Source organism: Moorena producens 3L, assembly GCF_000211815.1.
Taxonomy (GTDB): Bacteria; Cyanobacteriota; Cyanobacteriia; order Cyanobacteriales; family Coleofasciculaceae; genus Moorena; species Moorena producens.
The window spans coordinates 317,724-329,224 of sequence record NZ_GL890825.1; the positions used below are offsets into that span (position 1 = coordinate 317,724).

Annotated in this window: 12 protein-coding genes; 5 read left to right on the forward strand and 7 right to left on the reverse strand. The window is 44.5% G+C overall.

Features of this window, described 5'->3' with window-relative positions:
• Window positions 1–123 precede the first annotated feature (123 nt).
• Window positions 124–1,047 (forward strand): DUF6208 family protein, encoded by a 924-nt coding sequence (locus LYNGBM3L_RS04120; protein ID WP_044492189.1) that lies wholly within the window; start codon window positions 124–126, stop codon window positions 1,045–1,047.
• Between the two features lie 36 nt (window positions 1,048–1,083).
• On the opposite strand, the gene LYNGBM3L_RS39660 is transcribed toward LYNGBM3L_RS04120, so the two are convergent.
• Window positions 1,084–1,242 carry a hypothetical protein gene (locus LYNGBM3L_RS39660; protein ID WP_154659671.1) on the reverse strand — a complete coding sequence of 53 codons (159 nt, stop codon included), beginning with the start codon at window positions 1,240–1,242 and terminating at the stop codon, window positions 1,084–1,086.
• Between the two features lie 105 nt (window positions 1,243–1,347).
• Window positions 1,348–2,208 (reverse strand): sensor histidine kinase, encoded by an 861-nt coding sequence (locus LYNGBM3L_RS04125; protein ID WP_008179440.1) that lies wholly within the window; start codon window positions 2,206–2,208, stop codon window positions 1,348–1,350.
• Between the two features lie 515 nt (window positions 2,209–2,723).
• Here LYNGBM3L_RS04125 and accA point away from each other — a divergent pair.
• The 3 genes from accA to folE all read left to right on the forward strand — a co-directional run bounded on the left by accA (window position 2,724) and on the right by folE (window position 5,904).
• A complete protein-coding gene (gene accA, locus LYNGBM3L_RS04130; RefSeq protein WP_008179444.1) occupies window positions 2,724–3,698 on the forward strand; it encodes an acetyl-CoA carboxylase carboxyl transferase subunit alpha in 975 nt (324 codons plus the stop codon).
• A gap of 633 nt (window positions 3,699–4,331) precedes the next feature.
• Window positions 4,332–5,060, forward strand: coding sequence for an SDR family oxidoreductase (locus LYNGBM3L_RS04140; RefSeq protein ID WP_008179450.1), 729 nt, complete (start codon window positions 4,332–4,334; stop codon window positions 5,058–5,060).
• Between the two features lie 121 nt (window positions 5,061–5,181).
• Entirely contained in the window at window positions 5,182–5,904 is a 723-nt protein-coding gene (folE, locus tag LYNGBM3L_RS04145; protein WP_008179451.1) for a GTP cyclohydrolase I FolE, read from the forward strand.
• Between the two features lie 391 nt (window positions 5,905–6,295).
• On the opposite strand, the gene LYNGBM3L_RS04150 is transcribed toward folE, so the two are convergent.
• Window positions 6,296–6,493, reverse strand: coding sequence for a hypothetical protein (locus tag LYNGBM3L_RS04150; protein WP_008179452.1), 198 nt, complete (start codon window positions 6,491–6,493; stop codon window positions 6,296–6,298).
• 948 nt (window positions 6,494–7,441) lie between these two features.
• Here LYNGBM3L_RS04150 and LYNGBM3L_RS04155 point away from each other — a divergent pair.
• On the forward strand, window positions 7,442–7,672 hold the full coding sequence (locus tag LYNGBM3L_RS04155) for a helix-turn-helix domain-containing protein (RefSeq protein WP_008179453.1): 231 nt from the start codon (window positions 7,442–7,444) through the stop codon (window positions 7,670–7,672).
• Window positions 7,673–7,691: 19 nt separating this feature from the next.
• Here LYNGBM3L_RS04155 and LYNGBM3L_RS39665 read toward each other — a convergent pair whose 3' ends face one another.
• The 4 genes from LYNGBM3L_RS39665 to LYNGBM3L_RS04170 form a co-directional block, all read right to left on the reverse strand.
• Window positions 7,692–7,964 (reverse strand): hypothetical protein, encoded by a 273-nt coding sequence (locus tag LYNGBM3L_RS39665; protein ID WP_131826936.1) that lies wholly within the window; start codon window positions 7,962–7,964, stop codon window positions 7,692–7,694.
• A 29-nt stretch (window positions 7,965–7,993) separates the two neighbouring features.
• A complete protein-coding gene (locus tag LYNGBM3L_RS04160) occupies window positions 7,994–9,466 on the reverse strand; it encodes a zinc ribbon domain-containing protein (RefSeq protein ID WP_044492192.1) in 1,473 nt (490 codons plus the stop codon).
• Window positions 9,467–9,495: 29 nt separating this feature from the next.
• On the reverse strand, window positions 9,496–10,092 hold the full coding sequence (locus tag LYNGBM3L_RS04165; RefSeq protein ID WP_008179455.1) for an IS607 family transposase: 597 nt from the start codon (window positions 10,090–10,092) through the stop codon (window positions 9,496–9,498).
• Between the two features lie 141 nt (window positions 10,093–10,233).
• Entirely contained in the window at window positions 10,234–11,400 is a 1,167-nt protein-coding gene (locus LYNGBM3L_RS04170; RefSeq protein WP_229414292.1) for an endo-1,4-beta-xylanase, read from the reverse strand.
• Window positions 11,401–11,501 lie beyond the last annotated feature (101 nt).

An 11,501-nucleotide genomic window follows, 5' to 3' on the forward strand; every position in this document is an offset into this window, starting at 1 on the left:
ATTTTTCATAGCTATGAGGTACACATTATTTTTTCCCTATTGCCTCTTGCCTCTTGCCTATTGCCTATTGCCTCTTGCCTATTGCCTCTTCCCTGCTCCCTGCTCCCTCCGCTATACTAACAAATGACTAATTTAGAGCTTTTCTGGGAAATACCCTTATCCATACTCTCTTTCATATTTTCCCGCATCCTAAGATTTGTGATGCAAACCATCGGAGGATACTTTACCTCCAAAAAAAACACTAAAAATCTCCAGTGGCAACTCGTATCAGCCGAGTTTTTAAAAAAGCCCATCAAATTAATTTGGGCAATGAGTCGAGCTCGTTGGAATCTTCACGCTATTATTTCTCTAGTTGGACCGATTCAGGTCAAAGAGCTAATTAGCTTTGATGCCAGTGCAGCTAAACAATCAGCCCAATCCTGGACATTAGTAGTTTACAGTCTACCAGATTTTGAAACCATCACTAATATCAGCTCCCTGACCGTATCCGGAGAAAACCAATGGGAATCCGTGATCTTAAAACCAGGTAAATACTTATTAGGTTTGCGGTATTATCACTGGTCAGAGACAGTAGAGCAACCTACTGTTAAAGCAGATGGTGTTAAAGTCGTAGATGCCAAGCAAATTCACGCCCCTACTGATATCAACAGCTTTTACCGTGACCTAATTAAACGAAAAAATTGGCTTCATGTCTGGTTAAATTATTATGTCTTCAACCTGTTGCACTTTAAGCAATGGTTACCCCAGGCATTTGTTAAAAAAGTATTCTTACCTGTACCGAATCCAGAAACCAAATTTTACTATGGTGCCTTGAAAAAGGGAGAATCGATTCAATTTAAACTAGCACCATCCTTGTTAACAAGCCATGATCTTTACTACAGCTTGTACAGCCGTGAATGCTTTCCGCTAGATTGGTACAAAATTACTGAAGGGGAACATAGAACATCTGCTAGTGAGCAGAAGTCTATTTATATTGTTCGGATTCATCCGAAATTTGAGCGAAACGCTTTATTTGAAAATAGTTGGGTGAAGATAGCCGTTGTTTGAAGTATTACCTACTATAGCAGTTATCAATTGGGTGAGCTACAAAGTCTTCGGTTTTAGGGAGTAGGGAGTAGGGAGTAGGGAGTAGGGAGTAGGGAGTAGGGAGTAGGGAGTAGGGAGTAGGGAGTAGGGAGTAGGGAGTAGGGAGTAGGGAGTAGGGAGTAGGGAGTAGCGGTAATAAAATTGAATGTACCTCATAAGTGCGATAAACGCGATAATCTTTATTGATAACTATATAATTATAAGGAATTTTTCAGGATTATAGATTAATAGTTAAAGGGATGCCCTATAGAATTTAGGATATTACTCTGAGAGTAGCTCGATCGGCAACATTACTGTAAAAGTCGTCTTTCCTGGCACAGACTCCACCAAAATCTGACCCTGATGTTTATCCACAATCTTTTTAACAATATCTAGCCCCAAACCACTCCCTTCTCCAGGGGGTTTAGTGGTAAAAAAAGGCTGAAATATTTTTGGTATAACCTCCGGGGGAATTCCTTTACCACTATCAGTGAAACTGACTTTTATCTGATCATCCTCCTTTCTAACATCAATGGTTAAGCTTCCCTTACTATCCATAGCTTGAATGCCATTATGAATTAAGTTCGTCCAAACTTGATTAAGTTGGTCGGAATAGCAAAGAATAGCAGGCAAGGAATAGTCATAATTTCTAATCACTTCGACCCCGTATTTTAGTTGATTATAATAGAGAGTTAAAATAGTTTCAATCCCTTCAATAATATTTGCTTCTATTTTGTTACCACTAGAATCATCATGGGCATAAGTTTTCAGGGCAAACACCACTTTAGCAGCTCGTTCAGCAGCGGTAACAATGTTACGGGTACTGGTTTGGAGATTAGCAAATTGATAGGCAGTTTGTAAAATTTTTTCTCCCTCTGGGTCTTTGAGAAGGGGCAACAAAGGCTCTAGGTCATCCGAAACCCCAATTCCCACTAAAATATTGGCGAGTTTTGCTGCTTTCTCAATCGAGTGGGATGTCATCTGGCCAGTCAAGGCTCTTCTGATTTGACGTTGTTCCCGAGTAGATAAAGGGGTCGTTTGTTGGCTCGACCGTTCTAGTAAGGTAAAGAAATCCGACTGACGTTCCTTGGAAAGTGCTTGAAAAAAGGAAGGTATAGCAGTGTCACGAATTTTCCTGATCAAAAATCCCAGGGAGTGTGGAAACCCCGCCTATGGGCGACCGGGGAAGAGAAATGAGAGACCGGGGCGGAAAAACGAGCCGGGGTATTTATTCCCCGTCAGCTTCTTATGATGTGGATATTCAATGGTATTACATCCCAATCTTCCCCATCCTCTTGTTCAGATCTCTATTTTCCCCAGTAATTCACCAATCTGGGAAAGTTTCCGGTCAATAGCAATGACAGTATGTCTAGATTTGGGGATTAAGCCAAGGCTGCACGAGATTAGCCCTACGCCTACTAATAATATCGTTGCCGTTTACATCGTCAATTGTAAACAGTGATGGGGAGATGGAGAGATGGTGGGATGGGGAGAGCGTCAATTGAGGCAAATCCAAGTTGTCAAAAATTCTAATGCTACGAGATTTGATATAAGAGAAGCGTGGGATTCGCATCTCATTTTGATGGTAAGCTAATCTTGAGTTATGGCCTGTAATCTGACCCAGAAACCCACTGACCATTGACTAATGACCAGTAACTATGTCACCAGCAAAAAACAGAACCTTTAGTCTCGACTTTGAAAAGCCACTGGTTGAGCTGGAAAAACGAATTAAGCAAATTCGGGAACTCGCAGAGGAAAACAATGTCGATGTTTCTGACCAAATCCGCCAACTCGAGACAAGAGCAATCCAACTGCGTCAGGAAATTTTCAATAGTTTATCACCAGGGCAACGGCTACAGCTAGCCCGTCACCCTAGGCGTCCAAGTACCCTCGATTATATTCAGGCAATTACTGATCAGTGGTTTGAGTTGCATGGCGATCGCGGTGGTTATGATGACCCAGCCCTAGTAGGAGGGATTGGCTCTTTGGCGGGTCGTGCTGTGGTAATATTAGGACATCAAAAAGGTCGGGATACTAAAGATAATGTAGCTCGCAACTTCGGGATGGCTTCCCCTGGGGGCTACCGTAAAGCGATGCGGCTGATGGAACACGCTAATCGCTTTGGTATGCCGGTTTTGACCTTTATTGATACCCCTGGTGCTTGGGCTGGTGTGAAGGCGGAAGAACTCGGACAAGGAGAAGCGATCGCTTATAACCTCCGAGAAATGTTTCGTCTGGATGTCCCCATTATGTGTACAGTTATTGGTGAAGGAGGTTCCGGCGGTGCTTTGGGAATTGGTGTTGGTGATCGGGTTTTGATGTTTGAAAACGCTGTCTACACTGTAGCTAGCCCAGAAGCTTGTGCCGCCATCCTTTGGAAAGATGCTAGCCAAGGACAGCAGGCAGCAGCAGCGTTAAAGATTACCGCTTGGGACCTCAAAGAATTAGGGATTATTGACAAAGTTTTATCGGAACCCATAGGGGGAGCTCATGGGGATCCCTTGGCAGCAGCCTCTATCCTCAAAGATGCCCTCTTGGAAAACCTGGCAGAACTAACTCAATTAACGGCTCAACAGCGCCGGGATTTGCGCTATCAGAAGTTCCGAAATATGGGTATTTTTGTAGAAAGTTAGTCTTGAAGGAGTGAACAGGTAAAGGGGCCAGATGTATATCTGCCAAGTGGCCAAGGCGTTGCTGCTCAACTGTTGATGATCTCAAGTATAGTTAGGTTCGTTAGCAATTACAGCTACCAACTTAAGGCGTGACAAGTGATATAGCTATATATAGCAAGGGGCTCATCCTCTGGGGCATTGAGCTAATCATGCTTGCCATTTTCTCCGATGTTTACCTTGGTAGCCCAATTACCAATTACCCTATCCCGATTTTTCTATCGTCAAAGTTTATTATTGACAGCCCACTTGGTAGCTCAATAGTTTGCCGATGATGATACAATTAACAAATGTTCACAATATTCTAAGGTAGTTAGTCAGTTTGCTAAACAATTTCGGACACACCGAAAACCTAGCTGTGCCTTTGGAGATTAACTGCCCTAAGGGCGTGTCTATAATCTCGGTGCCTAACCAACTCACTAAACCTAAGCTTAATTCGACTGGGTCAACCTCTGGTGACCTGGTAGCTGACCTAGCGAATTTAAAGCTAGCAGATTTAAACCAAATACCTGCCTTATGTGGGCATTTGCTTCGGAGCAATCCTGAGTTTTATCCAGACCGTAGAGAAGCATTTGTAACAAAATCTTGTAAAATTTGATGACATCGACGACTGTGGAGCGACGCGCCATAATTACTGGGGCGAGTAGTGGTATTGGCAAGGAAACAGCTTTAGCCTTTGCTAAGGCAGGAATCGATGTAGCCTTAGTCAGCCGTTCCCGGAAGAACTTAGAGATGGTTGCTGCTGCTGCTAGGGCGGCTGGGGTGGAAGCTAAGGTTTATCCATTTGATTTAGCTGAGCTGGAGCAGGTTAGATCTTGGATAGAAGAAATCACAACAGATTTTGCTCCGATCACTATTCTCGTCAATAATGCGGGAATGGCTTACACTAGATATCTCAGTGAGACACCGCTATCAGATTGGCAGCGCTTAATTGACCTTAATCTGACCAGTGTGTTTCAGTGCATCCAGGGGGTTCTGCCTGCTATGCGTGCCCAGCACCAAGGCACGATCATTAACGTGGCATCAATTGCTGCTAAGCAACCCTTGCCGGAATGGGGGGCTTACAGCGTTAGTAAGGCAGGTATGATTGCCCTGTCCAAGACTCTAGCAGCGGAGGAAAGCCGCCATGGTATCCGGGTAGTAAGCATTTGTCCAGGTGCAGTCAATACCCCTTTATGGGATGCAGATACAGTTCAGGTGCAATTAAATCGGTCAGGGATGTTGACCCCAGAAATTGTTGCCCAGTCAATTTTGCACACCGTCCAGCTACCACAACAGGCTGTGATCGAGTCGTTGACTCTGATGCCCAGTGCCGGGATTCTTTAGGGTATAGGTAATAATAGCACACTTTTGGTTAACTGAAAGGTTATTGCTGTGTCAATTTAACCTGTCCCTATGGTCTGGCAATATCAAGTTCATTTTTGTTTACAATCTAATCAGATTAATCATGACTATTGCTTCTTCCAATGGTTTCAAGCGTGTTGAATCTGTTTCAACTGCTAAAAGTATCAATGGTAATGAGAACAATCAGCTAGAGACCCGTCCTGACCGCAATACCCAGAATGGTCACCAGCCCAATTTACAACCTCCTTTGGAAGAACTGAACCAGGAGATGATCAACGCTGTAAGCACTATATTATTGGGTGTTGGTGAAGACCCGCAACGAGAGGGACTGCTCAAAACCCCTAAGCGGGTAGTCGAGGCAATGCGATTCTTGACTGGTGGTTACAACCAGTCTTTAGAGGCAATAGTCAACGGGGCAATTTTTGACGAAGGTCACAATGAAATGGTACTCGTCCGGGATATCAATTTCTTTAGCCTCTGTGAACACCACATGTTGCCATTTATGGGTAAGGCTCACGTCGCCTATATCCCTAACCAAAAAGTGGTAGGACTGAGTAAAATAGCCCGTGTGGTCGAGATGTATGCACGGCGACTGCAAGTCCAGGAACGGCTGACTCGCCAGATTGCCGAAGCCATTCAAGCTGTCCTAGATCCCAAGGGTGTGGCTGTGGTTATGGAAGCTACCCATATGTGCATGGTGATGCGCGGTGTGCAAAAACCAGGGTCTTGGACCGCCACCAGTGCGATGGTCGGGATTTTTCAAGAGGATCAAAAAACTCGTGAGGAATTTCTAAACCTAATTCGTCATCAGCCGAATTTCTTTTAGGGGTTTGACTTAAACGGTTAACTAATCCTACTCAAAAAGTCATTAGTCATTAGTGATTAGAACTCTGGGAAAATTAACGTTTAGCTCAGACATGACAAGGAGTAGAGGCATGATTTTCACCAGAGTTCTATTAGTCCAATGTGAACAACATACATTAGTAACTGTAGTTACTGATGACAGATGGTAAGCTATAGCGCGTGTCGCGTATCAGCTAATGCGCTACGCGCACGCTACGCGAACAGCGAAAGGCCTTTCGCCACGCTACCGGAACAGTTTATGCCCATAGCGCACGCTACACCGAACAGCTTTTGAATAAAATAAGCTGACGGCTGATAGCTGACGGCTGAATGCTTACGACAGATGAGTAATGACTAATGACTTACCTTAGCCACTAGTTAACAACATCCTCCCTAATAGTCTCCACATCAAACATAATGGAAAATTTTGCCTCAGGCATCATCTGCTTTAAAACTCGTAGATGTTCTTCAGCATTGCCGCGCCGTCTGAATCGGCCAACGGTGATATTGCTGAGCTTGGGTTGCAAAAGGACAATGATCCAGGGATTGAGCTTTTCTCTATAATTCAACATAGGTTTTCCTTATAGGTTTTCCTTGAGACACTTGAATTTGGAGCCAAATTAGCTTCCACTACCATCAGCGACCCATCTTAGACGTTGGGAAGCTCGTACCATGGGGTAACCCATGTGCGGACGCTTACTTAGGGAAACAGCCCCTCATCATGAGCGGGCAGGATTGATGACCGGGTTATTAGTACATATGTACTAATTTGGGGGTGAAATTGAACGCAGCCTGACAGTTCTGCTGATTTTTTGTCTAATTCTTCTCACTTTTTGTCTAATCAGTTATAATAGACGAGCAAGTAATGGTGAATTAAAGTCTATTAAAGTTGATGACCAAAGCCGAAAATGCACTGGTTAAGGACAGTGGAAATCAAACCTCCTGTGGATAAAGCAATCAAAATCAGAAATTTGACGGTGGGGCATCCCGTCAGAAGTAAAGCTTGCCTTATACCCGAACACGGAAGCGTTTCTGTAAGGAAATAGCGATGGCTGGGGTTGGCGAGAAGCCTACACCTATCGATAGAGAGGTTTGGTAAATGTCACCGTAATTAGTTGCGGGTTAGATTGCCCTGATGAGGCAAGTCTGCAGGTGTTGAAGCGGCTTACTTTCGATTGCGCGATGATTTGCCTCTAGCTTGGCATAGCTTGGGGAATATTAGCTGTTTGGTGCAAACATTTTACAGAAAATTTATCTACGGTATGGTTAGTGGTAAGGTATTTTACTGAACTAGCTAATAACCCTATGTGAGGTCGCCAAACTGCTTGCTGCTGTCTGGCAAACAAGAAAAGGGCAGAAAACAAAGTTAACTGCCCTATTTTAATTAGGGCTTACGCAATTTAGCCATCGACACAGGACATGTAGGTTTTAGAGGGTAACAATAACACTACATGTAGAGTTCATCCGCAAGCCCTATTTAAGCAAACCGTTCAAGTTTTCTTGAACAATAACAATTTATTATGAAAAGCCAAGAAGATCAACCTCTAACCCTGGTAAAACTCAGGGAACATGTCAATCTGACTCAAATGAAATTAGCCATTGCTGTTGGTGTCAGCATTACGACGATTAGTGACTGGGAAAATGGCAAAGCCGAACCACGTTTAAAGCACGTCAGGCTCCTGATTGAAATACTGGGTTGTTCTTTCGAGGAACTTTGTGAAGCCTTTGACCAAGCAAAACAACGTCGTTAGTAAAGCGACGGGTGCGCGGTCAAAGGGAGCCAGTGTGTTCAAAGGGAGCCAGTGCGGTCTTGAGGGGGACTCCCAAGACCGCACTGCATCCGATCTCCCGACTCCGATCTCCCGACTCCGATCTCCCGACTCTCATTAACCCAGGACTTTCTACCTCACCCAATTGAGAACTGCTATTATATATAAACCTATATATATACATAGGGAGACTCTTAAACCGGGAGAAATTGGGACAAGCCCGTACAATCCGGTCAAGGTGCATTTTATTGTTGTCTAAGTGAGGAGTGGTCATACAGTAATTGGAGTTAAACCTGCCACTCACTATTTAGACGTTCCTGACATCCCGGCCAGGAGCTGCTTGAAAGTCTGAGTTTTAGTATGTTTAGAGTCAAGCCATCCAAGCTCGACTGCATTAGCTAAACTCAGTCCCAACCCTTTCAAGTAACGCGCAGTACGACGCAACAACACTGCCTGAACCTCAGCCCTCGAAGAGAACCGAGAAATTTCGAAGTCCGTACCCCGAGCAAGGATGTTTTTGGCAGCATTGTGGTCAGCCTGCAACACGACCCCATCAAATCCGGTAAAATTGTCCCCAGTCCTTTTCCCTAATAGGGTTCCATTCCTAGAGTCAATTTGCGACGTGTAGCTAGGCTGAACTTCCGTGACAACCGATCCAGTCCAATTAGCCCATTTTTGTAAGGAATCTCGCATCAGTCCAATCATCCAGCTATTAAGCTTGCGAGACATGGCCTTGGACTGGCGCTTATTCGTAATTGGTTGTGTTAAATCTTCTGCAAAAACTTTTAATGCTTTTCCTCCAAGTAGTGACTTGGAGGCTTGGCCAATAACGGCGAGTATTTCACCAAGGTCTTTCCTGTAACGGCGGTTCTCAGTCTTTCTGCCAAGATTGTTCTCCAGGATTCGAGCAGACTTAGCCGGATCAATTTCTTCCAGCTTTCTGTGCAGTGCCCAAAGTTTTCCTCGGTTCCGGTTTTTTGCGCATATTCGATCTGATTTCTTTGACGCCAACCTGCCCAGACCTTTGCCATGAGCTTTCCCTTCCGAATCAAAGAAAGCCTCTGTGTACCCCTTATCAATTCCGATAGATGGACGCTCCAAAGGAACGTCAACTCTTCCATGATCTACCAGAAAATGAACTTCAAAACGCTGAAGCAACTGGTTGTGAATTAGTCGGATCTGCCCTTTGATCTTGCGGTTAGATCTGACTAGTACCTTGTTCCTTTTTCCTCTCTTGAGACCAGCTAATTCCAGTTGGTAGGTGTTTCGAGATACTCTCTTACACTTGTAGCCGCCTTGTTGGTAGACTATTTTATTTCGGATCCAAGAATGCCCTCTTTGGTACTCCTTTCTGACCAACCTATGGAGCAGTGGACTGTCCATGAAAGCCAAGGTCTTCAGTTGTAGGCATTGGTCTTTCCTGACCTTTAGATTGGCTTTTCCAGGAAACCTTTTATAAACCTTTTTGACAACAGCATCAATTGAGGCCGCTTGTTGAGCAGTGATAGCTTTTGCCACATCACTGACCGTCCATTCCATCAATTTAGAAGGCAGACCTAGTGAATCAGGAGTCCTGAAGGTTCTGACCTCGGGGTAGGACTTTTTCCAGTCGATTCCCCAGTGATTGATACTCCCTAATTTGTGATCAGATTCAGACCTAACAATCCCAAGGTTTTTCATAGTCGCTAGCAACTCATTTTCAACCGACTTGGTCATCCCCACTACGGGGACAATTTGAGTCGATATTTTCTTGTTTGTTGTTGACTGCTTTGGCATCGTTAGGTCTTTGTCGTCTTACGTCTATTTTATCCTAATTTGTCTAATCTGTCTACTTCTTTGACGGTATTTTTTATTTCTTTTTCGTACCGACGAAGGAAGTAGAGCTTAGAGCTGAAGCAATGCATTATGGACATAAAATCATCGATCAGTTCCTGTTGAGGAGACTTATAGGTGTGATTCAATACTATGATTTGGCATTTGTGCAGGGAACAAAACCACTCCACGAAATCAAAACCAAATCGGCATAGTCGATCTTTGTGAGCAACGACTATGGTCTTTATCTGTGAACCAGCAACCTTTTCCATTAACTGGATGAACTTACGTCTCTTGAAATTTAATCCAGAACCGTACTCTGAGTAGCACCGACACTCTGGATAACACTGCCCCAAGTACTCAACCTGAGACGCAAGATCATCCGACTGAGACCTGGTAGACACTCGGGCATAGAGAATAACGGAACGTGAATCCTCTCCGTCTACTAAGCGCTCAATGGAACTGGCCAAATAGCGTCGGTGCCCGCCGGGAGACCTAATACATTCAATCTTGCCTGCGTCTGCCCATCTAGATAAAGTCTTTGAGTTATAGCCATATCTATCTTGGGCTTCTATGGGAGTGAGATCCATAGGATGTCTAATTGATACCGATATATCCTATATTATCCCATTTTTAAGGGGTCTGAACGTGAGGCTACATAGGCGTGAAAATGAACCATTAACCCAATTGATATCTCAGCTGAAAGTTAATTTCCCCAAAGGTCTAATGATTCAACGCTTAGGAGCATTATCAAAAGCACGAGCGATCGCATTCCAGGCTAACTTGGGCTGGAAATCTGCATCGAGAGGTAGAGGTCGCACTGGGGCACCATCTGACCGGGGATGGAAGCTACTTAAGTATGTGTAGCGATCGCTAAATCCCCAGGTCACTACTGCAATCACGGCTGGCTCATCAAGCACAACAGACAGATAATCTTCATAAGCTTGAGCCACCATGCGATCGCGTACAGTCACATCCTTTGGTAACTTGTCATCTCTGACATCTAGTTCAGTAATCAAGATTTTAAAACCCATACTCGCCACATCTCGGAGAAACTTCCGCAGGCTGTGGGGGTTAATCCGTTTATTCCCTCGCAAGTGAGCCTGGATTCCCAGGGCATGACAGGGGGTTCCCTGAGACTTCAACCCCTCTAGTAGCTTCAATACAGCCCTACGCTTGGCTTGCTCATCACTCGAATCATAACTCAGTCCATACTCGTTGTAGAGTAACATTGCCTTGGGGTCAGCAACAGCTGCAATGCGAAAGGCTAGGTCAATGTATTTCGGACCTAAAAATTTTAACCATGGCGTTTTGCGTAAACCATCTGCCCGTCCTTGGAAGGTAGCGATCGCTTCATTCACCACATCCCAGGAGTGCATTTGTCCAACATAACGCCCAGCCACTGTCTTTATATGTCTAACCAAGAACTGTTCAGCATTTTGGCGGTTTACTGTCTCCTCAAACCAAGGGGGTAACGAGATGTGCCAAATTAGGGTATGTCCCCGAAACAGCAATCCATGAGTCTTGGCAAAGTCTGCCATCCAATCCCCAGCCGTAAAGTCAAACTGATGGGGGTGAGGGCACAGGGGAGGGGAAGAAGGAGTAGAAACAAACCACTTGAGTCCCCATCCGGGAACCAGCATGGCACACTCTTGAGCAAAACGGGTACCTAAGGCTGGGTTTGAGGATAGGTCTGGGAATCGACTCTCGGCTCCATAAATTAATCCTTTTGCTGCTGCACGCTCTTTTAAAGAAGCTCCTTGAGCTACTGCAAAGTCTCGCTTCGGGTCATCAATAGCTTGAATTGAGTTACTTTGTCTGATAGATTTACACCTTGTCAGAGGGCCGACACTGGCTAAGCTACCTAAACCCAGTAATAATTCACGTCGTCCAATCATTAACTTGTTTTTACTCCTAGGAATCATCACCTAATATGCCTAGCTTTCATTATTTCAGTGATTTATCGCTGAGGGGGTGACAAAATAGCCTAAAAAGCTTA